Source organism: Pseudomonas sp. B6002 (assembly GCF_013385985.1).
Lineage (GTDB): Bacteria > Pseudomonadota > Gammaproteobacteria > Pseudomonadales > Pseudomonadaceae > Aquipseudomonas.
The window spans coordinates 567,441-589,263 of record NZ_JACAOY010000012.1; the positions used below are offsets into that span (position 1 = coordinate 567,441).

Annotated in this window: 16 protein-coding genes; 7 read left to right on the forward strand and 9 right to left on the reverse strand. The window is 62.8% G+C overall.

Translation table 11 applies throughout. From position 1 onward, the window contains the following. Positions 1 to 4: 4 nt before the first annotated feature. From cysC to HX792_RS18630, 5 genes are all read right to left on the reverse strand, one after another. Positions 5 to 610 carry an adenylyl-sulfate kinase gene (cysC, locus tag HX792_RS18615; RefSeq protein WP_256349858.1) on the reverse strand — a complete coding sequence of 202 codons (606 nt, stop codon included), beginning with the start codon at positions 608 to 610 and terminating at the stop codon, positions 5 to 7. Next, complete coding sequence (locus tag HX792_RS30385) at positions 600 to 2,114, reverse strand: TolC family protein (protein WP_256349859.1); 1,515 nt, start codon at positions 2,112 to 2,114, stop codon at positions 600 to 602. The genes cysC and HX792_RS30385 overlap by 11 nt, the downstream gene beginning before the upstream one ends. Positions 2,115 to 2,155: 41 nt before the next feature. Further along, positions 2,156 to 8,191 (reverse strand): Ig-like domain-containing protein, encoded by a 6,036-nt coding sequence (locus HX792_RS18620; protein ID WP_176997436.1) that lies wholly within the window; start codon positions 8,189 to 8,191, stop codon positions 2,156 to 2,158. Positions 8,192 to 8,242: 51 nt separating this feature from the next. Next, entirely contained in the window at positions 8,243 to 9,085 is an 843-nt protein-coding gene (locus HX792_RS18625; protein WP_176997483.1) for a sulfotransferase, read from the reverse strand. 109 nt (positions 9,086 to 9,194) lie between these two features. Then, positions 9,195 to 10,808: a glycosyltransferase family 39 protein gene (locus HX792_RS18630; RefSeq protein ID WP_176997437.1), complete on the reverse strand. Its 1,614-nt coding sequence runs from the start codon at positions 10,806 to 10,808 to the stop codon at positions 9,195 to 9,197. A 199-nt stretch (positions 10,809 to 11,007) separates the two neighbouring features. Here HX792_RS18630 and HX792_RS18635 point away from each other — a divergent pair, with 199 nt between their 5' ends. Together HX792_RS18635 and HX792_RS18640 are read left to right on the forward strand one after the other, a co-directional pair. After that, positions 11,008 to 11,598, forward strand: a complete 591-nt coding sequence (locus tag HX792_RS18635) for a phage tail protein (protein WP_176997438.1) — start codon at positions 11,008 to 11,010, stop codon at positions 11,596 to 11,598. A gap of 56 nt (positions 11,599 to 11,654) precedes the next feature. Continuing rightward, positions 11,655 to 11,963, forward strand: coding sequence for a hypothetical protein (locus HX792_RS18640; protein WP_176997439.1), 309 nt, complete (start codon positions 11,655 to 11,657; stop codon positions 11,961 to 11,963). Here the strand turns inward: HX792_RS18640 and HX792_RS18645 are convergent. Genes HX792_RS18645 through HX792_RS18660 form a run of 4 tightly spaced genes read right to left on the reverse strand, consistent with a single transcriptional unit; the run spans position 11,939 to position 16,655 of the window. Next, entirely contained in the window at positions 11,939 to 12,454 is a 516-nt protein-coding gene (locus tag HX792_RS18645; RefSeq protein ID WP_176997440.1) for a GNAT family N-acetyltransferase, read from the reverse strand. The genes HX792_RS18640 and HX792_RS18645 overlap by 25 nt on opposite strands. A 15-nt stretch (positions 12,455 to 12,469) precedes the next feature. Then, positions 12,470 to 14,566 (reverse strand): biotin/lipoyl-binding protein, encoded by a 2,097-nt coding sequence (locus HX792_RS18650; RefSeq protein WP_176997441.1) that lies wholly within the window; start codon positions 14,564 to 14,566, stop codon positions 12,470 to 12,472. Continuing rightward, the gene (locus tag HX792_RS18655) at positions 14,566 to 15,885 is read right to left on the reverse strand and encodes an efflux RND transporter periplasmic adaptor subunit (protein WP_176997442.1); all 1,320 of its coding nucleotides are present in this window, start codon (positions 15,883 to 15,885) and stop codon (positions 14,566 to 14,568) included. The genes HX792_RS18650 and HX792_RS18655 overlap by 1 nt, the downstream gene beginning before the upstream one ends. After that, complete coding sequence (locus HX792_RS18660; RefSeq protein ID WP_176997443.1) at positions 15,882 to 16,655, reverse strand: efflux RND transporter periplasmic adaptor subunit; 774 nt, start codon at positions 16,653 to 16,655, stop codon at positions 15,882 to 15,884. The genes HX792_RS18655 and HX792_RS18660 overlap by 4 nt, the downstream gene beginning before the upstream one ends. Before the next feature lie 163 nt (positions 16,656 to 16,818). On the opposite strand from HX792_RS18660, the gene HX792_RS18665 reads away from it, so the two are divergent. The 5 genes from HX792_RS18665 to HX792_RS18685 all read left to right on the forward strand — a co-directional run bounded on the left by HX792_RS18665 (position 16,819) and on the right by HX792_RS18685 (position 21,820). Next, positions 16,819 to 18,990: an outer membrane assembly lipoprotein YfiO gene (locus HX792_RS18665; RefSeq protein WP_176997444.1), complete on the forward strand. Its 2,172-nt coding sequence runs from the start codon at positions 16,819 to 16,821 to the stop codon at positions 18,988 to 18,990. Continuing rightward, positions 18,987 to 19,691 carry a DUF3142 domain-containing protein gene (locus HX792_RS18670; protein ID WP_176997445.1) on the forward strand — a complete coding sequence of 235 codons (705 nt, stop codon included), beginning with the start codon at positions 18,987 to 18,989 and terminating at the stop codon, positions 19,689 to 19,691. Before HX792_RS18665 ends, HX792_RS18670 begins: the two co-directional genes overlap by 4 nt. Positions 19,692 to 19,761: 70 nt before the next feature. Continuing rightward, on the forward strand, positions 19,762 to 20,451 hold the full coding sequence (locus HX792_RS18675) for a hypothetical protein (protein WP_176997446.1): 690 nt from the start codon (positions 19,762 to 19,764) through the stop codon (positions 20,449 to 20,451). A 14-nt stretch (positions 20,452 to 20,465) separates the two neighbouring features. Then, complete coding sequence (locus HX792_RS18680) at positions 20,466 to 21,152, forward strand: hypothetical protein (RefSeq protein ID WP_176997484.1); 687 nt, start codon at positions 20,466 to 20,468, stop codon at positions 21,150 to 21,152. Further along, positions 21,149 to 21,820: a protein phosphatase 2C family protein gene (locus HX792_RS18685; RefSeq protein ID WP_176997447.1), complete on the forward strand. Its 672-nt coding sequence runs from the start codon at positions 21,149 to 21,151 to the stop codon at positions 21,818 to 21,820. The genes HX792_RS18680 and HX792_RS18685 overlap by 4 nt, the downstream gene beginning before the upstream one ends. Positions 21,821 to 21,823 lie beyond the last annotated feature (3 nt).

The following is a 21,823-nucleotide window of genomic DNA, read 5'->3' on the forward strand; positions in this document are numbered from 1 at the left end:
GCTCCTAGAAAGACGGCTCCCCAGAGTCTAGTCCAGGCGCCAACCAGCTCAGCAACCGCTCGACGCATTGCTGTGCCGAGAGCACACCGGTGTCCAGTTCCAGCGAGGCGTGCGGGGGCGGTTCGTAGGGTGAGCCAATGCCGGTAAACCCGGGCAATTCGCCTTTGCGGGCGCGGGCGTAGTGACCTTTGGGGTCACGCCCCTCGCACACCGCCAACGAGGCGCTGCACCAGACTTCCCGATAGTCGGCACCCAGGCGCTCGGCAAAAACCGCGCGCAACTCCACCAACGGCGCGATCATCGCCAGGATCACGATTTGCCCGTTTTCCACCAGCAACGCCGCGAGTTCACTGGCGCGGCGGATGTTTTCCAGGCGGTCGCTGTCGGCAAAGCCGAGGTCTTTGTTAAGGCCACCGCGCAGGGCATCGCCGTCGAGCACGATGCTGTGCCAGCCTTGTTCGAACAAGGCCGCTTGCAGCCCCTGGGCCAAGGTGGATTTGCCGGACGCGGGCAACCCGGTGAGCAGGATCGCCACACCGCGATGCCCATTGCGCGCCTCGCGCTGACGGCGGCTGATGCTCGCCGTCGGCGCCACCAGGTTACTGGGCAACGGGACGCGGCGCCGGCGTTGCGATGTTGCCAGCGGCCCACGCCGATTCTCGGCTGGCGAGCGCCGTGGCGATGGTCTGCACGCGGTCCGAGTCCAGCTGTTCCGGCAGCGGGTCGAGGCCGGCGCTGGCGAAGATCTGGCCATAGGCGTTACGCAGGTCAGCGTAGGCCAGGTCTCGGCGCAGGTCGGCTTGCAGGGTGTTGAGCTCGCCCTGGATCAGGTCCAGCTCGCCCAGGCCTGCCGCTTCGTGGCGGTTGCGCAGTTGCGTGAGGATTTGCCCGTCGATATTGGCCAACTGGTCGTTGGTCTTGAACTGGCGCACCGCGTCCTGATAGTTGGCGTTGGCCACGTAGACCTGCGCCAGCACCGCAATGGACATCGCCTGGCGCCGTGCGGTGGCGACTTCTTCACCGGCCTTGGCGACATCGATGGCCGCCGGTGCAGAGATCACGTTGAACAGGTTCCAGGTGACCTTGGCGCCATAGTCGGCCCAGCGGTTGTCCACCAGGAACGAGTTGCTGTCGTAATGCCCACCGGCCGAAAATTCCAGGCCCGGTAGCAGGCGCAGCATGGCCTTGCGCGTTTCGGCAGCGCTGATGCGGGTCTGGTAGTCCTGCTCACGCAACTCGGGGCGGTTGGCCAGGGCTTCCTGTTCCAGGCTGGCCAGGTTGACCTTGAGCTGAGGCACGTTGTAATCGTCAGGCGTAGCCAGCTTGAGGTCGGTGCCCATTGGCAGGTTGATCAAGGTGGCCAGTTCTGTCTTGGCCAGGGACAACGCACGGCGCTGCTCCTGCAATTGGCGCGTGGCTTCGATCAGCGAGCGCTGGTAGCCCAGGGCTTGCACCGGATCGCCGATGCGTTGCTCGCTCATGCTTTGGCTGTTGCTCTGGGCCTGGTCGACCCGCGCCATCAGGCTGTCGATCTGGGTCAGCAAACGCTCGGCCGCCACGGCACGCCAGTAGGCGGAGCGCACGTCCTGCACGATGGTATTGATCACCTTGCGCCGGCGCTCCTGAATGATCAGGCGCTGGTCGCCTTGCTGCTTGGCACTGATGTAGCTGACGCCGAAGTCGAGCACGTTCCACACCATGGTCAGGTCCGCCACGCGACGGTCGCGGTCCTGGGAGGTCGACGGTTCCAGGGATTGGGTGCCGGTGAGCACGCTCTGGCTGCTGGAGGCGTTGGTATTGTTGCGCCCGGCGTAGCCTGCCGACAGCGCCATGCGCGGCAGCATGTCGAAACTGGAGAGGTCCGATTGGCGCTTGGCCAAGGCCTCTTCCATGACTTTCAGGCGGCCTTCGAGGTTGTATTTCACCGCCCGGGCCATGGCCTGGTGCAGCGTCAGCGGGCCGTTCAGCGGCTCTTGATCCTTGTACATGCCTTGCAGGTCGCTGCGGGCTCGCTGCTCACTGACACTGCGTTCAATCGGCTCGCTGGTGACCGCACAACCACTGATCGCCAGCACCAGCAAGCTGATGCCGAACACCTTATGACCTGTCTTCATCCTTGTTCTGCCCCTGTTACTGCGCCTTGAGTTAAGTGTGTTCAGGCCTGCATTTCGCTGATGCCGACCTGTTGCAGTGCATGCGCCAGGTCAACCACCTGGCGTTGTTCCGTGTCCTTGATCTGCTGCAATTGCTGACCAAGGGTTGGCGCGCCAACCACGCTGCGCATTCCGTGAGCCGGGTCGCTCACACCCTTGATCGATTTGCTCTCGAACGCCTTGAAGCCGCTGTCATCAGCGCTGTCGCGGATGAACAGGGTCGACAGGGTACTGGCCCCGAAGATCCCGCCATCCCCACCACCAAAACCAAGGAAGCCCTTGCCGGCGCCATCCCCGCCGCCGTCGGTATTGAACACCTGGGCGATGAAACTGGGAGCCAATGCACCGTGGTTGATGAAAATACTGCCCACCGGAGGCAACCCGCCGCCCAATTCACGCTGCTCGAACAACGGCGGGAAGCCGAGGGGTGAACCCAGGTTGCCGGTCGGCTGGCCATAGATGATCGGCTGCAACGGCGCGTCGGGCGCACCTTGTGGTGGGGCGGGGTCGGTGGTGCGGAACAACGGGTCGCCCGTCAGTGCGATGGTGTTGATCCCATAGTTGTTGGAGTTGGCGTACCCGCTGCCGGCGTTCCCCGACAAGTCGGTGACCAGGCTGGTGTCGAGGGTGATGAAGTTGCTCGGGTCGGTGATATTCGCCGTCGGCGTCAGGGTGGCTGTCCAGGTCTTGCCGCCGTCGCTGCTGGCCAGGTTGGACAACACGCCATTGGCCACGCTCAGGTCCGACAAATCAAAGCCGGTGACTTTCTCGCTGAAGGTGAAGGTCACGGTGCTGGTCTGGCCCACGGTCAGGTTCGGGTTGGAGACCGAGATGGTCGCGGTGGGCCGGTCGCCATCCACGCCATAGTTGTTGGATATGGCAATGCTGGCCCCTGCGTTGCCCGCCATGTCATTCACCTGGCTGGTATCCAGCACGATCAGGTTGGTGGCGTCGGTAACCGCCGCGGTCGGCGTCAGGGTTGCAGTCCAGGTTTTTCCACCGTCGGCGCTCATCAAGTTGGACAACACACCGTTGGCGACACTCAGGTCAGACAGGTCAAAACCGCTCACCACTTCACTGAAAGCGATGGTAACGGTCGTCGTCTGGCCAATACCAAGGTGGTTGTTGGCCACGGTAATGGTTGCGGTCGGGAGTTGGGTGTCAATGCTGAAGTTATTGGAATCGGTGACCCCCACGCCCGCGTTGCCCGAGCCATTCGTCACGCCGCTGTTATTCAGGGTGATGAGATTGGTGGCGTCGGTGACATTGCTGCCAGGCGTGAAAGTGGCGGTCCAGGTGATGCCACCGTCGCTGCTGCTCACAGCGCTCAATGTGCCATTGGCGATGCTCAAGTCGGCGTTGTCGAAACCGCTCACCGCTTCGCTGAACGTGATGGTGACAGAGGAAGTTTCCCCGGCCTTGAGCGAGGTGTCGGCGATGACAATGGTCGCGGTCGGCACCGCAGTTTGCACCTGGTAATTTGCCGAGCTGGTAGTTCCGGTACCGGTGTTGCCAGCCAGGTCGGAAATACCGGTGTTGTTCAGCACAATCAGGTTAGTGATGTCGGTAACCCCGATGTTCGGCGTGAATGTAGCCGTCCAGGTGACGCCGCCGTCGCTGCTACTGACGTTGCTCAGCGTGCCATTGGCGATGCTCAGGTCAGCGTTGTCGAAACCGGTCACAGCTTCGCTGAACGTGATGGTTACCAGCGAGGTTTCACCTGGCCGCAGGTTGGAATCGCTCATGACGATGGTCGCGGTCGGGCGCTGGCTGTCGACGGCATAGGTGTTGGAGTCGGTAGTCCCGCTGCCTGCGTTACCCGCAAGGTCCGTGATGCCGGTGTTGTCCAGCGTGATCAGGTTGGAGGTATCGGTGATACCTGCGGCCGGCGTATAGGTGGCCGTCCAGGTGATCCCGCCATCACTGCTGCTCACAGCACTCAGTGTGCCGTTGGCGACCGTCAGGTCGGCATTGGTGAAACCGGTCACCGCTTCACTGAAGGTGATGGTCACCAGGCTGGTCTGGCCGACGCCGAGCGCCGTATCGGCGACCACAATGGTGGCGGTCGGGCGCACGGTATCGATTGAATAATTGTTCGAGTCGGTGGTGCCGCTGCCGGCGTTTCCGCTCAGGTTCTGCACGCCGCTGTTGTCCAGCGTGATCAGGTTGGTGGCGTCGGTGATGTTGGTGGTCGGCGTAAAGGTCGCCGTCCAGGTGATGCCGCCGTCGCTGCTGCTGATCGCGCTCAACGTGCCGTTGGCAATGGTCAGGTCAGCGTTGGTGAAACCGGTCACCGCCTCGCTGAAGGTGATGGTCACCAGCGAGGTTTCGCCGATTTTCAGCGCATTGTCGGCAATGATGATGGTTGCGGTCGGTGCCACGGTGTCGATGGTGTAGTTGTTGGAGTTGGTCGTGCCGCTGCCGGCGTTGCCCGCAAGATCCACGATGCCGGTATTGGCCAGCACGATCAGGTTGCTCGCGTCGTTGACGCCCACGTTCGGGGTGAAGGTCGCCGTCCAGGTGATGCCACCGTCGCTGCTGCTCACGGCGGTCAGCGTACCGTTGGCAATTATCAGGTCGGCGTTGGTGAAGCCGCTCACCGCTTCGCTGAAGGTGATGGTCACCAGCGAGGTTTCACCGACCGTGAGGTTGCTGTCGGCGACCACAATGGTCGCGGTTGGCCGCACCGTATCGATGGCGTAGTTGTTGGAGTCGGTGGTGCCGCTGCCGGCGTTGCCCGACAGGTCGACGATGCCGGTGTTGTCCAGGGTAATCAGGTTGGTGGTATCGGTGACGCTGGCGCTCGGGGTGAACGTCGCGGTCCAGGTGATGCCGCCATCACTGCTGCTGACCGCGCTCAACGTGCCGTTGGCGACCGTCAAGTCGGCGTTGGTGAAACCGCTGACCGCTTCGCTGAAGGTGATGGTCACCAGTGAGGTTTCACCGATCCGCAGGTTATTGTCGGCCACCACGATGGTCGCGGTCGGGCGCACGGTATCGATGGCGTAGTTGTTGGAGTCGGTAGTGCCACTGCCGGCGTTGCCGTTCAGATCTGCGATGCCGGTATTGTTCAGCGTGATCAGGTTGGTCGCGTCGGTGATGCTGGCGGTCGGCGTTAACGTCGCCGTCCAGGTAATGCCGCCGTCGCTGCTGCTCACCGCCGTCAACGTACCGTTGGCAATCGTTAGATCGGCGTTGGTGAAACCGGTCACCGCTTCGCTGAAGGTGATGGTCACCAGTGAGGTTTCGCCGATTTTCAGCGCGTTGTCCGCCACCACGATGGTTGCGGTCGGCCGCGCAGTGTCGATCGCGTAATTGTTGGAATTGGTGGTGCCACTGCCGGCGTTGCCGGCCAGATCGACGACCCCGGTGTTGTCCAGGGTGACCAGGTTGGTGGTGTCGGTAATGTTGCTGGTCGGCGTCAGCGTGGCGGTCCAGGTGATGCCGCCGTCGCTGCTGCTCAGGCCGGTCAGGGTGCCGTTGGCCACTGTCATGTCGGCGGTGGTGAAGCCGCTGACCGCTTCGCTGAAGGTGATGGTCACCAGCGACGTTTCACCCGCCGCCAGACTGGTGTCGGCAACCACAATGGACGCGGTCGGCCGCACGGTATCGATCACGTAATTGGCCGAATCAGTCGTGCCGCTGCCGGCGTTGCCGGCCAGGTCAGCGATACCGGTATTGTCCAGGGAGATCAGGTTGGTGGTGTCAGTGATGCTGGCCGTCGGGGTGAACGTTCCGGTCCAGGTGATGCCGCCGTCGCTGCTACTCACTGCGCTCAGCGTGCCGTTGGCGATGGTCAGGTCGGCGTTAGTGAAGCCGGTCACCGCCTCGCTGAAGGTAAAGGTCACCACCGAGGTATCGCCGATCTTCAACGCCGTGTCGGACATCACGATAGTCACGGTCGGCCGTGCGGTGTCGATCGCGTAATTGACCGAACTGGTCGTGCCGACGCCCGCCACGCCGTCGCTGATGGCGGTCACCCCGGTGTTGTCGAGGGTGATCAGGTTGGTGCTGTCGGTAATGTTGTTGGTAGGCGTGAAAGTCGCGGTCCAGGTCAGGCCGCCGTCGCTGCTGCTGACCGATGTCAGCGTGCCGTTGGCGATGGTCAGGTCGGCGTTGGTAAACCCGGCGACTGCCCGGCTGAAGGTGATGGTCACCAGCGAGGTTTCGCCGATTTTCAGGGCCGTGTCCGACATCACAATGGTCGCGGTCGGCGGTTCCACATAGGCGGTGTTGAGCGTGCCGCCGTTGTTGTAGATCGCCGCGAAGGCCAACGGAACACTCCCCGTCACGCCGCCGCCCAACTCTGCACCGCCCGAGCCACTGCCGGCCGCGTTGCCGCTGATGGCACTGAAGTTGGACGACGTAATCAGCACTGTGCCGCCCTGGTTCCAGATTGCGCCGACACCGCGACCGCCGTCGCCACCGTTCAGGTTGTTGCTGCCCTGGCCGCTGCCGCCGCCGCCGCCGCCACCCGCGCCGATGTTATTGCTGATGACCGAGGTGCCGATGATTTTCAGGGTGCCGGTCGAGGCGTTGTAAATGCCGCCGGCCGCATTGCCGCCGACGCCGCCGACCTTGTCCCAACCGGACCCGCCGCCGCCGCCGCCGATGGAAATAGTGCCGTTGCTGGCCGTACCGCCATTGCCGCCGTTGCTGTAATAAGACACGCCAACCCCGCCGGCCCCGCCGGTTGTGGAACCGCCGCGCCCGCCCATGTGCGTCGCGTCATAGCCGCCGCCATAGCCGCCGGCGCCACCGCTGCCAGCCTGCCCGCCCAGCGTGCCGGTGCCCGGCCCGGCGGTCCCGCCGTGCCCGCCGCCCTGACCGCCCAGGCCGCCACCACCGCCACCGCCGCCGCCGTAGTTGGCGCCCGTGACACCGCCGCCACCGCCGCCGCCCGCCGCTGCGTTGCCGGTGACTGAAACGTTATTCAAGGTCAGGATACCGGCGTTGAAAATCCCGCCGCCCATGGCGCCGGTTGCCCCGTAGCCGCCATTGCCGCCATTGCCGGAAACCAGACCACGAGTGATGACCAGACCGTCCAGCGTCACCGTACTGCCGGAGGTGATTTCCACCACCCGCGTCTTGTATTGACCATCAAGGGTAACGTCAGCGACGCCGTCGTTATTCAGGTCACCGTCCACGGTGATGTTCTTGTTGATCAGCAATTCAGAGGTGAGCTGCACCGTCATACTGCTGCTGAACGTCACAATATCGCCGTTCTGCGCCGAAGCCAGAGCCGCGCGCAGCGAGCCCACCCCGGTGTTCGCGTTGTTGGTCGCGGTCCACGTGGCCAGACCCCACTGGTAGTCGTTCATGGCTTTGGTCGACAGCACGTTGGCGCTTTCGATGGTGCCGGTGGCGATCTCCAGGTCCCAGTCACCGCCCACGCCGGTGCGGTTGGTCGACGCCGCCACGTCACGGCCGGTCAGTTGCGCCAGGGAATCAACGAAATTCAGCCCGCGCTCGCCTTCGGCGGTGTAGCAGCCGTAGATCAGGATGTCGCCGCCGACATTCATGTCCTTGCCGATTTGCCCCAGCACCGCGCTGCGGGCAGCCACGTTATCCGCCGACAAGTACGTGGTGCCGAGCCACAGATCGCCCGCGTTGCCGTGGGCGATGATTTGCACCGAGCTGACGCCCTGATGCGTATCGAGGTAATCAGCAATTTGCTGCAGGCCGTCCTTGCTGCCGTCCAGCTGTACCACCTGGGTTCCGGGCGCCACGCCCTGCAGCAAGCTGGCGGAGTCTTTTACCCGGGCGTCGACAAACACCACGGTTTGCCCCGGCACCGCCACGGGTGCAGCGGCTGGCGCATCGGCCTGGCCATGGGTGTCCTTGCTTGCGACCGGGTGGTCGCCGGTCGGCGCCTTGGCCGCGTCAGCGGTGGGGTGGCTGTCGGGCTGCGCCACGTCGGCTACGGTGGCGGCGACGGCGCCATCGAACAGCATGCGCGGTTCAAGGGGCATGATCATGGGCGAGACCCGCGCCCGTGCTACTTCGCTAACCCGCGACTTGCGATTGCTCCACCACATGCTGCTCACCCGGCGTCGAACGTTCTTTGAGAGAAAATAAAAACGCCGCGATCAATTGATCGCGGCGTTGGCCTTCATACGAATCACATTGGCGGCACTGGCTGAGCCGTCCTGCCAAAACGACAACTCGGTGTACTGCTGGAACAGGTCCGGCGGCAAAATCGTGCGCCGCGCCTGCAGGCGCACCTTGGGCTGGACCTTGTGCAAGCCGGACACACCCAGCGCCTGGTCAAACTCGGGCGCGTCGTAGACGAGGTTGTCGAAGTCATGCTCAAACCACGGCTCGCCGATAAAGTCGTACACCAGCCGCAGTACCCGCTCCGGGGCCTGACTGAGCAGGTCGTAATCGACGATCAGCAATGAGTCGGCGTGTTCGCCGTAATAGGCTTCCTTGAGCGCCGCCCACGAGAAGCCCACCAACCGGTTGCGCTGCGCCAGGGTTTCACAGCGGCTGTACACCGTGTTGCGCTCGACATCGTCGCCAAACAGCTTGGTGTTTTCGAAAGGATTGGCGCGGTACAGCCGTTCCAGGCTGTCCATGATCCAGGCGACGTTGCGCACGCAGGCAATGACTTTGGATTGGGGAAACAGGTCATGCAGCGCGGGCATGCGCGCGCACCACTGGCGGTTGGTGTCGAACACCACCGGCGTGGAGGCCTTGTCGGCGTAGTAGGAATCGAACAGGCCGCGCAACAGGCGGCGACGGGTATTGGCGTCAATCACCGCGCCAAACTCGCTGCCAGCGCTGCACTGCGCCAACACACCGTTGAACAAGGTCCCTACGGGGCTGCTCATGCCCGCGTGAAAACGCGGGTTCTGCAGCAAAATCGCCGAGAGCAGGGTGGACCCTGAACGGGGCAATCCGGAGATAAAGTGATACTGCAATCCCTTCACCACTTTGTCAGACAAAAATCCATTTGTGGCCGTAGAGTAGTTCAGGATTGCGCGATCAACTAGTGGTCAATTGCCACTATTTTGGTATTCCCCTAATACCGAATGGATATTAACGGCAGCCCTCGGGCTGCGAAGGCTCTGGCCCGCGGCACAGCACAAACAACCGCGCCCGCGCCCCGCCGCCGTCCTGCTGCAAAAGTTGTTTCCAGCCTTCGGGAATCGGCGCGAAATCGTCCGGTATGTCGGTGCTGCTGATCAGCCACACGCGCCGGGTATCGGCGGGTAATGCCGACAAACGGTCGAGGTAAATGCGCCCGCCGTCCTGGTCCACCAGGGTGCCGAAGCCATAGGCATTCGGCCGGGTCGGGGTGCCATCGGGTTTGGGCGGCGTGTAGAGCTGCAATTGGGCATCGGTCTGGTCGTAATACACGTAGCTGAGGTACCACATCATGTCGCTGAGGACGATGCGGTCGTCTTCCTGGTAGTTACGGTTGACGAACTCCACCGGCACGTTGAACTGGTCATGTTCATCCACGGTGAAGTTGTTCTTCAGGCCCAGCAACTCCACGCCCACAAACAGCACGAACAGCGCGGCCCCCAGCCAAGACCGGCGTGCGGGCAAACGGTCGATGGCCAGCGCGACCAGGATCGGCAAGCCCAACGCGTACACGGTGAGGTAGCGCTCGATAAACACCGGCGAGATAAAAGACACGCCGTACACCAGCAGCAACGGCAGCAGGAAGAACAACGCCAGCAGACAGGCGGGCCGTTGGTGTTCACGGTCTCGCCAGGCGGTGACACCCACCACGGCGATCAGCAGCAGCGGAAACAACCAGAACAGCGGTTTCCAGAACCCGATGCCTTCGTCCTGAAGCATGAACTGCCAGATCATCGACGGTACGGAGATCAACGTGACCGGGTCTTCCCAGCCAATATCACCGCCAACCTTGAGCTGTTCGACGTGCTGGATCAGGTCCAGCAAATTCGGCAGCCACGGCAAGTACAGCGCGACGATCACAGCGTTGGCGCACCACCAGGACGGGCGCAGGATGAGGCGTTGGCCAGCCGGCTGGCCGCGGCACAACACCCCCAGGTAAGCCCAGTGCACCAGCACACACAGTGCGGTGAAGTAATGGGTGTAAAAGCCGGCCGTCATCAGCAGCACGTAGGCCGCCAGGTAGCGCGTGCGCTGAGGCTGGCGAATCCAGTAGACCAATGCCAGCGTCGCCCCCAAAAGCCACACAGCCAGCAGCGAGTACATGCGCACTTCCTGGCTGTAGCGTACGGCGGTAGGAAATAACGCCAGCAGCACTCCCGCCAGCACGGCGGCGCGACGAGTGGACACCTGCCGCGTCAGCCAGATACCCAGGCCCACCGCGACCACGCCAGGAATGGCACTCATGCCGCGAATTGACCAGATGCCGTCACCGAACAGCTCGATCCATCCCCGCAGCATGAAAAAATACAACGGCGGGTGTACGTCATGGGCCGCGTGAAACCACAGGTCGGCCATGGCGTATTCGCTGAGCAGCAGGCTGGAGCCTTCGTCACCCCAGATCGCCGAGGCGGTCAGGCAATAAAAACGCACGCCCATGGCCAGCGCCAGGATCGGCACCCACCATAAACGGCTGAGCCAACCAGCACCTTCCCAGGCGCCTTCGAGGCGATTGACTGCGGGAAATACCCCAACCTTGTCGTCTTGTTCTACCACAGACCGTCGCACCTCAATTCCCCTGAAACTGCCCGTTGGCCGGGCAAAACCTGCACACGTGCAAACAAGCGCCACTCTAGGACAAAAGCCCCGGTTTCGCTCGCTGTTTCGCTGCCGACAGGCGGCGCGCAACAGCTGCGTCTACGCTCTGCGATGACACCAGATCGATTGGCGTCACACCCCGTATAGCCCATACAAGGATGAGCGATTCATGGAAGTATTCATCGGCACCATTCAACCCTTTGCGTTTAACTTTGCCCCACAAGGCTGGGCCTTGTGCGCCGGCCAGACCCTCTCCATCAACCAGAACCAGGCATTGTTCGCCCTGATCACTACCACCTATGGCGGCGATGGCGTGCAAACCTTCAAGTTGCCAGACCTGCAAGGCCGGCTGCCCGTCGGCCAAGGCAGCGGCGCGGGCCTGACCACGCGCGTCATCGGCGAATTTTCCGGCACTGAATCCGTGACGGCCACGCTGGTCAACCTGCCGGTCCATACCCACACCGCCACCGCGATCACCGCCACCACGGCGATCCAACTGACGAGCCTGACCAGCAACCCGGTGACAACACCCACCGCCACCAACTCATTTATCGGCGCCTCCGGCGGCGGACCAGGCAGCGCGTCGATCTACTCGGACCAACAGGGCGCCAACCCGGTGCCCCTCCAGGGTGTGAGCACCACGGTGACCAGCCCGACGATCGGCCCGGCCGGCCAGGGCCAACCCATGGCGACCATGAACCCCTTCCTGGCGATCAATTTCAGCATTGCCCTGAACGGCATCTTTCCGTCACGCGGCTGACGCACTGCCTTGGCCGAGGCTCGCGGGCCTCGGCACTTCTGACGTGGAGCCTTCCTATGCTGAACCTGGTCACTCTCGAACACTTTCGACCGTTGCTGGCGCGCACCAGCGTGTTGTACCTGCCGGACGGTTCGGCGCTGCCGATCCAGGTGCAAAGCCTGCGCGAAACGCCGGACGCCACTATGCCCGGCGCCACTCGTGGAGCGTTCAGTGTGCAACTCAACAGCCTCGGCCCGACGGACTTCGTCGATGGCTTATGCCGCTTGCCACTGCCCGGCGCCACCCTGGAACAGGTGTTTGTGTCCCGGGAGCCCGCCATGGGCCGTGACAGCGAGCGCGGTTACTTCTGCATCGTATTCAACTGAGACGGGTACCACACCAACCGCTGCGCGGCGGGCGTCTGCTCCTCGACCCTAAACCCCAGCGCCAGGTAATGCTGGCGCGCCTGGGGGTTGCTGGCCCACACCACCGTGGCCACCGGGCAGAACACCTGCGTGGCAGCTTGCTGCACCCCTTTGAGCACCGCACGACCAAACCCCTGGCCGCGTGCCGCGGGGATAAACGCCAAATACAGCACGCGAATTTCATTGGGCCCGAAGTCTGCACTCAAGGCGCCGATGGGCGTGCCGAGCTTTTCGATCACGTAATGCAGGGCGCCAGGAAAATGCGTGTCCATGCCGGTTTCCTGGACTTGGAATTGCTGGCTGATCACTTCTTCTACCAGGCCTTGCTCGCCGTCGATCCACTGCAAATCCGCCCGCGCCGAGCGGTACAGGCTGTGCAAAAACGGCTGATCACTCGCCCGAGACGGGCGCATTTCCAGCCCCAGCGCCAACGCGCCCTCCTTGTTCATCATCGCGTTCAACTCCTGTCAGAACCCGCTTTCCCGAACCCCCAACGCCGCTGCCCGTCGCCAGGCCACGCCCAGCACTGACTCGCTGCGCCCTTGCAGCACCACCACGCCGCGCAACGGTTGGTGTGGGGTTTCGATCGTTTGCACACTTTTCAACCGCGCGCCGTACTGGGCCTGCACCGGCTCCGGACGCTGGTTTTCATCGCGGCGCACGGCAATCGGCCCGTGGTGATCGGACGTCAGTGCCTCCTGGTCCAGATAGGCCACGCCGTTGGCGTCGATATCGGTCAATTCCACTGCGATGGCGGCGTGCATCGGGTCATCGGCGATAAACCGCCCGGTCGATCCTGGTGCAACCCGCCACAGTTCGGCTTCAGCCAGGTAACCGCGCAGGCGCGCGCCGTCTTCCACCACTCGCGCCAGCACGTCTTTGGGCGACAGCCAGCGACCCACGCTCAATTGCGGCAACACATCGCGTACGGTGCCCGCGTGGGGGGCGCGCAACAGCAGACGCTCACGCTGGGCAGCCAACCCACGGTATTCGGCGAGGGCCTGTGACAGGCGTTGATCGTTGATGCCGGCGTCTGCCGCCGTTTCGCTGCGCCCGGCCTGGCGGCGCATTTGCAGCTGCAAAATCTCCACTTCACGGCGCACGATGCTTTGCCGGGCGTCCAGGTCCGGCGACTCCAGCTCCACCAGCACCTGGCCCTGGGTCACCACTTGGCCATCCACCACGCGCAATTGCTTGACCCGCGCCGCCACCGGCGCATGCAACGCGCTGGCCCGCCCGGCTTCAAGCATGGCGGGCAACTCCACCGCACTGCGCCACGGCACCACCAGCACCAGCACGATCAACGCCAGGCCCAAGCCGCTGAGCAGCACGCGGGGCGCGTGGGCCTGGCTGCGACGGCCCCACCATTCGCGCCACTCCTTGCAAATCGGCAGGAAGATGAACCACACCAGTTCCACCAGCATCAGGAAGATCCCCAGCAGCTTGAAGAACAGGTGATACACCGCCAGCGCAATCCCCAGGAACAACGCCGCCCGCCACAGCCACGACAGGTAGCCCCACCACAGCAACCGCCGTTGCATCACCGGCGACCATGGTTCCGGCGCCGGCTCGCCGTAGCCGAACAGCGCCTCGCGCAGGCGCCAGCGGCACAGGGCAAAGGCGCGGCCTTGCAAATTGTCGACGCCCCATAAGTCGCTGATCAAAAAGTAACCATCAAAACGCATGAACGGGTTGAGGTTGATCGCCAGCGTCGTCAACCACGTGGCGCTGGCCAGCATGAATGCGGCGGTGCGCGCCGGACCGTCCGGCAACAGTGACCAGGCCAGCAAGGCCACACACGCCAGCAGCAGTTCAGCCATCACGCCACCGGCACCGATCATCAACCGTGCCCGGCGATCATTGACCCGCCAGGCGTCACTCACGTCGGTGTAGAACATCGGCAGCAACACCATGAACGCCACGCCCATGCTCTGCACGCGACAACCGGCGCGCTTGGCCATAAACGCGTGGCCGAACTCATGGCATAACTTGGCAAAGAACAGCGCCACACCAAATGCGAGGGCGCCGCCCAGGCTGAACAGGTGCGGGAACGTCGCCAGGAAGCGCTGCCAATCGCGCGCAACCAAAAATATGCCCAGGCCCAGCACGATGGGCAAACCGTAGCGCAACAACCCCGGGCCGAAGCGCGCCAGCCATGGCCAGGCACGATTGAGAAACGCATCCGGCCGCCACAGCGGGATGCGGAAAAACAGGTATTGATGCAGCAGCACCTGCCACAGGCTTTGCTTCTGGGCAGCGGCTTTATAGAGGTAGCTGGCGCGTTGTTCCGGGTCGAGAGCGGCGATCAGGTCGTGGGCGCGCAAGAAACCCAGCAGCTCTTCCACCTCGGAATCGCCCAGCGGCAAGCCCGGCTCGCGGTTGGCGGCTTGCAAGACTTTGTCCGGATCACCCAGCGACCAATGGCGCAGCAGGCGAATGGCCGTAGCGCCCAATTTGAAATAGCGCCCGCGCACCGGGTCGGCCAGGGTCCAGCGGGGCGAACCATCCAGCGCCGGCCCACTGCTGGACAGTTGCAGGTCGTCGCGCAGTTGAGGCAGGTTCATCAGAGGCCAACGCTCTGGCGTAGACCCGCCAGCGGCCGGCGCAACAGGTACAGCGCCAGCGGCGCGCGCTCACCATAGATCTTCGCCGTGCCGCGCAGGCCGATACGCGGCGGCGCGGCATCGAACTGCGCATCCAGGCGATAGGCCAATTGGCCGCCCGGCGTGGGCTGCGCTTCGTAGGCCGCGCGTTGCAGGGTGGCCAGGTAGCGTTGCAATGGGTCGCTGTCGAGAAACAGCGCGATTTGGGCGTTGGGCGCCAGGGCAATCGCATCGCCCACGGCCAGTTCGATGCGCAGCTCGGCCTGACCGGGGTCGGCGATCTGCAGCAAGCGTTCACCGGTTTGCACGGGTTTGCCGGTCCAACGCTCGGCGTCGGCAAAGACCGCAATACCGTCGCGCTCGGCGCGCACTTCGCTGCGCTTGAGCAGCTCACGGGCGTAGTCGCGTTCGGCGCGTTTTTGTTCGACGCGAGCGGCCAGCAGATCAATGCGCGAGCTGGATTCGGCATCGGCGAACGCGCGCTGGGCGTTGGCCTTGAGTTCGGCTTCCGCCACGCCCAGGGCGCGCGCGGCCACATCGGCCTGGGCGGTGAGGGTGGTGCTTTCAAAGCGCAGCAGCAGGTCGCCGGTTTTCACCGTCTGGTTGGGCTTGACCAGGAATTCAGCGATCACCCCATCCAGGGGTGCTGCTACGACCTGACCGGCCAGTGGCACCACTTCGGCTGGCGCCAATACCGACTGGCGCACCGGAATCAGCAGCATCAACAGCAACGCGACCACCACCAGCACCTGGCGTTTGCGCGTCAGGCGCAGGCGCCACGGCCGGCGCGGTTGCAGCGCATGCCAGGCATGGCTGTAGGTGCCGCCCAATTGCGAAAGCAATACTTGCTCGGCCGGGTTCCACGGCGTATCCCGTGCCAACCACAGGCCGCCGAACACTTGGTTTTGAGGGTCGATCAACGGCAACCAGAACACATGGGCGGCCGATAAGCTCTGCCAGTCGGCTTGCACCGCATCGCTCAATGGCTCGGCAGGCACCACCCGCGCCGTCGCGCCCAAACCCTGGGCGTGCAACTGCGCCACCGCCTGCTCGACAAATGCCACGAACGGCGCATTCGGATCGACACTGCTCACCGCCGTCACCGCCTGCACTTTGCCGGCGATCAGCAAGGCGGCATGGCGATAACCGAACAGCGGCTGCCCATCGTTGACCAGGCTGTAGGCCAGTTGCTCGGTGGTACGCGCGGCGCGGGTCTGGCGCTCAAGGTCGAGGAACTGCGCGAACACCCGCTCGGTGTTGCCCGGGATCGGTGCGTTCATTGCAGTTGGGCGAAGTGCGCGGTGCCGCTCATGCCGGCCATCAAGCCTGTGGCATTGGGCAGAGTGGCGACCAACAGCAGCGTCTGGCTGCCCTCATCGATACGCGCGCCGAGGCGCTTGACCGTGGCGCTGAACGCCTGGCCGGTTTCGTCGGGGGTGAAGTTGAAGGTCTGGCCGGGCTTGAGTTTGGCCATCCAGCTTGACGGCACCAACAGGTGAATTTCCAGGCTGCGGTTGTCGACGATTTCCAGCAGCGGCGCGCCCGCCGACACGCTCTCGTAGCGCTGGACCTTGCGCTGCACCACTTGGCCGTCATACGGCGCCAGCACGCTGCAGCGCTTGACCTGCACCTGGTACACCTGGGACTGAGCTTGAGTTTCGGTGAGCTTGGCTTCGGCGCGGGCCACTTCAAAACGCCCGACGGAATTGAGCGCCGCCAATTGCTTGTTGTGGGCCAGTTCTTCACCGGCGCCACGGCTGGCGGCTTGGGCGGCGTTGAGCTGGGCCTGGTAGGCCGAGCAGTCAAAACGCGCCAGGGTGTCGCCTTTCTTGAACGATTCGCCCTCGCTGAACGGCAGCTCGACGATACGCCCCGACAGCTCGCTGGCCAGCATCGCCTGGTCGCGGGCGCGCAATACGCCACGGGCCTCGCTGCTGGCGCTGGCTGCGGCGGCGGCCGGCTGATCCAGTAATGGGTCCTGGGCCAGGGCCAACGGTGCAATGCCCATCCAGCAGGAAAATCCGAACACCCATCCACGTAACGGCTTCATACGATCGACCTCCCTGACGATGTCCGCAGTCTAGGGCAGAGAGGTTAAATTGCCACTACTAAAAATCGGACAAATCAGCATTTTGTGTGGGCATTCACCGAAGAGGCTGTCGGATCAAGCTATGATTGCGGCCCCTCCAAGGACTCAGGATCAAGGACACGTCATGCGCATCGGTTTTCTGTCACCCCTGGCGCTGGCCCTGCTGGCCGGCACTTCCCTGCAGGCCCAGGCCAGTTCCGACGACTCGTGCTACCCGGATTGGCGGGTGTCGCGCAGCAGCCTGGACACCTGCAGCAACCTGCCCTTCCTGAGCCCGGGCAATGACAGCCGGGTGAACCTGCGTTTGTTGCTGGCCGATAAGAAAACCGCACCCTTGACGCCGAATGCCCTGAATGACGATGACCTGGCCCAAGGCTTCGGCCCGGTGCCGTTCCCGGTGTACCGCCTGGCGCACCATGCAGACAACAGCACCGAGCCCGACGACGGCCCGGACGATTCGCGCACCGCTGAACTCGACACCTTGCTCGGCCCGCTGGGCATCAAGCGCGACGAGTACAAAACCGCCGGCGAAGCCTTCCTCAATGGCGAAGGCAGCCGCTGCCGCAGCAACGACGATGACAGCGCCACCGCGTTCATCAGCCAGGTGGTCAAAGCCGACATGCCTGCGCCCGAACGCGAATTGCTGGTCAAGGCCCGCCTGCAACTGCTGACCACCTGCGACTGGGACGGCCCGGTGGTGGCAGACCCGCAACAGATCCAGTCCGCCGACGGCCAAGTGCTGCGCGACTACCTGCAAGCCGCCGCCGACTTCTACAGCGGCCGCTTCGCCGAGGCGTCCAGCGGCTTCACGGCGGCCGGCAAAAGCGCGTTGCCGTGGCTGAAGGAAGCCGCGCAGTACATGACTGCGCGCACTGCGCTTAACAGCGCCCAGGCCAACGCCTACGACGAAGACGGCATGCCGCACCTGGACCGTGTGGATAAGTCCGCCCTGGCCGAGGCCGAGCAGGGTTTCGACAGCTACCTGAAGGCTTATCCACAGGGCACCTACAGCACCTCCGCACGGGGCCTGTTGCGCCGGGTGTACTGGTTGGCCAACGACAACAGCAAGCTGGCCGACGCGTTTGCCTGGCAAATGACCCAGGCGACCGACGCGCAGCGCAACGTGTCGGTGGATGAGTTGGTGGAAGAGGCTGACCTCAAGCTGCTGATGGTCAACAGCGAGACCGTCAAGACGCCGATGATCCAGCTGGTCAGCGACCTGATGGTGATGCGCGGCGGCAACCAGCCGAGCCTCAGCCGTGCAGACATCGAGCAGCAAAAAGCGGTGTTTGCCAGCGAGCCGGAACTCTACGACTACCTGTTGGCGGTGAATGCACTGTACACCGAGCAGCAGCCCGACGCCGCCCTCAAGCTGTTGCCGCAGAACGTGCCGTCGAGCCTGAATTACTTCGCCTTCAGCCAGCAGACCCTGCGCGCCCTGGCCCTGGAAGCCAAACAAGACTGGAAAGGCGCCGAGGCCTTGTGGCTGCAACTGCTGCCGCTGGCAACACTGCCACTGCAACGCGACCAGCTGGAATTGGCCCTGGCGATGAACTACGAACGCAGCGGCCAGTTGGCCAAGGTGTTTGCCGCCAACTCGCCGATAGGCGCCAAGCAGGTGCGTTACATCCTGCTGCGCAACATCGCAGGCCCCGACCTGCTGCGCCAGCAGATCGCCAAGGCCAGCGACCCGCTAGAGCGCGAGACCGCCCAGTTCGTGCTGCTCTATAAAGACTTGCTGCGCGGCCAGTACGCGACATTCGCCGACGACCTCAAGCAACTGCCCGCCTCGGCCCCCGAGGACAAGTTGGGCACCAGCCTGGGTTACATCTACAGCGCCAGCCAGACCTTGAAGCTGTTCCAGTGGAACGGCGACAAGGCCGAGTCGGGCTACGCCTGCCCGAGCATTGCGCAAACCGCCGCCACCTTGCAGGCCGACGGCAAGAGCCCACAGGCGCTGAACTGCCTGGGTGAGTTCATCCTGCGCAACAACCTCGACGGCATGCCACTGGAACAAGCCCGTGCAGCGGGCAGCCTGGGCAGCACCGCGTCGCAGTTCAAAGGCGAAACCTTTTCGCGGCTCGACGGCTACAAGCAAGTGATCGGCAACGCCAAGGCGTCGAAGAACGATAAGGCCTACGCGCTGTTCCGCGCCATCAATTGCTACGCGCCGGCCGGCTACAACAGTTGCGGCGGCGTTGATGTAGAGCCGGCCGTGCGTAAAGCCTGGTTCCGCCAGCTCAAGAGCGGTTTCGCCGACACCCAGTGGGGCAAATCGCTGCAGTACTACTGGTGAAGCACCTGTGGCTGGGCTTGCTCCTGTTGGCAAGCCCGGTGTTCGGCGCCGTCGTTGCCAGCGACTATGACGCCTTCTGGCTGTGGAGCGGCGTGACGCCCCAGCCGGTGCTCAAGCAGGCCAACACCCTGTACATCCTCCAGGGCCAGATCAACTCAACGCGCCGGGCGCCGGCGCGCGGCGTGCAGCTTATCGCCCAAGGCATGAGCGTGCCGCGCCTCACCCGTGGCGAGGTCTGGGTGGTGTACCGCGCCCATACCCTGCACTGGCCCGAGCGGGTCTACACCCAACTGCTCGGCCAGGTGCAACGCTGGCGTGACGCGGGCAACCCGGTGGTCGGCATCCAGATCGACTTCGACGCCCGTACCCAATACCTGCACGAATACGCCGACTTCCTGCGCGACTTGCGCCAACGCCTGCCGGCCGACCTGCGCCTGAGCATCACCGGCCTGATGGACTGGAGCAGCAACGCCGACCCCGCCGCCATCGCCCAGCTCAAAGGCGTGGTGGATGAGGTGGTTGTGCAGACTTATCAAGGGCGGCACAGCATTCCGGACTACGCGGCGTATTTGCCACGGATGAACCGCTTGGGGGTGCCGTTCAAGATCGGGTTGATTCAGGGCGGGGTTTGGAAGGAGCCGGGGTACCTGAAGGGAAGTGAATGGTTTCGGGGGTATGTGGTTTTTTTGCAGAATCGTTGACATTTATGGCAACTCCATGCAAGAAAGTGTCCTCTGTCCGCGGACAGAGGACACATACCTTTGGAGCCCCATGAAAAGTCAAGACATTGTGGTCCTATTCAAATTAATAAGCCTGGAGTTCCAAGCCAAAGGGGAGCGCGTGAAAAAGCGAAAGTTCTCTGTGGAAAAAGAGAACGCGTCCCTCGGGTTTCAAAGTCTTCCGGAATACATTCAAGATTTCGAGACCATTCTACTTTCTTCATTTGATGACTGGCGGGGCTGGGATGACGTTGATGAAGACTCCGAAAAAAGCAGCCAACACAATTACTCGGTGAGGGCTTTGTCTTCTGCACTGGGTCTTAGCAAAACCGAAGTTTCTTCATCCCTGAATCGCTGCAGGGACATTGGATTGATTTACACGAATCACACTGACGGCCTACCTCTGGTAAGAAACAAAGCGCTGCTTGACCTGGTCACCTACAGCATTCGCTATATTTTCCCGGTTAAACCAGGCCCTATCGTGCGGGGTATTCCGACGGCTTTCGCCGCGCCGATCCTGGCAGGCAAGGTCATAAGTGGCGGCGATCTCATTCCCGTCTGGCCAGACGCCTACGGAAAAAGCAAAGGACAGGAAATCACGCCTCTCTACAGAACCGTTCCCGGCGCCGTGAAAAAAGACGAGCTTCTCTACCACTTCCTCGCTCTCGTCGACGCCATCCGCATTGGCGGCCCGCGCGAAACAAAAATTGCTGACGCAATGCTTCGGGAGTGGATCTTGTGACCTCCAACAGAACAATGATGCTGCAGATGCTTGAGGAGGTTGCCGAGGCGCTAGGTGAGACACTGCGAAAGCAAATTGCCTTTGTCGGCGGCTGCACCACTGTTTTGCTCATCACCGACGAATACACGCTGGAGTCGATTCGCGGCACAGACGATGTGGACTTGGTCATTCATTTGACGGGGACCACGGACTGGTACCGACTGGAAGAAAGCCTTAAACCCAGAGGCTTCAAAAATACCGGTCAGGATTCAGTCACCTGTCGCCTAAGGCTCGGCGCATTAAAGGTCGACTTCATGCCCACCGATGAAAAGGTCTTGGGGTTCTCTAATACCTGGTTCGTCGGCGGACTGGAAAATGCCATCGACTACACACTCCCCAACGGAACAGCGATCAAGGTATTCGCCGCGCCCTGGTTTCTTGCCGCAAAGCTTCAGGCTTATCAGGGTCGAGGATGTGGTGACGTCCTGATGTCCAATGACATTGAGGACATCATCGCTTTGCTGGACGGCAGAGAGGAACTTATCGAAGAAGTAAAACGGGCCCCCATTCCATTGCGACACTTCGTAAGTGAGCAATTCTCGGCACTGCTGAAGCTATCAGCGTTTCGAGACGTCATTCAAAGCACGGCCCAGGGCTCAGACCGTGAGACGCTGATTCACGAGCGATTGAGGGCGCTGATCGGATTCGGAGTGTCCGTTTGACTCTGCTCTTGAACCTCAGCAGACAAGGGGTTGGCAGAACAGAAAACCGCGATGCGAGCGGTTCGGCACACAATTCAGGCGCGTGCCTGTATGTGATCGCCGACGGCACCTCAAAACCAGGAAGCGGAGACCTCGCGCGGGCACTGATTCACCACGTGCTTGAGTGTTTTTCCCGTGCAGAACCCTCTGTTGCTTCTTGTCCCGACAATGCCTTGAAACTGACGCTCGGCTCACTCAACGCAGTACATTCAAACCTTTGCCCGGACTTCCCTTTTGCCTCCACCAGCTACCTGGCATTGCTGGTGGTGGGTCAATCGATGGTTTCTATTCACGCCGGTGACTGCTGCCTGGGATACCTGGATAAAGACCAACGAACGATCTGGCTAAGCGCGCCCCACTGTGGGCCAAATTGGAAAGGCGACCTGAGCCACTCATTTATAGCCAATAGCCCCGCCCGTAAACGACTGCTCAACTGCATGAGCGGTCGTCGCCCCCACGAGCCTCATGTTCAGCCATTGCAGGCGAGCATAGAAAGAACATGGGTCCTGGCCACTGACGGTTTCTGGGCCGAACTCTCGGCCGAGCACCAGGCTGGCGCCATCAGAGAGCAAACCCTTCACGGATATGCCACAGATGACGACGCCACCATCATGCTGCTGCGCACGTAAAGC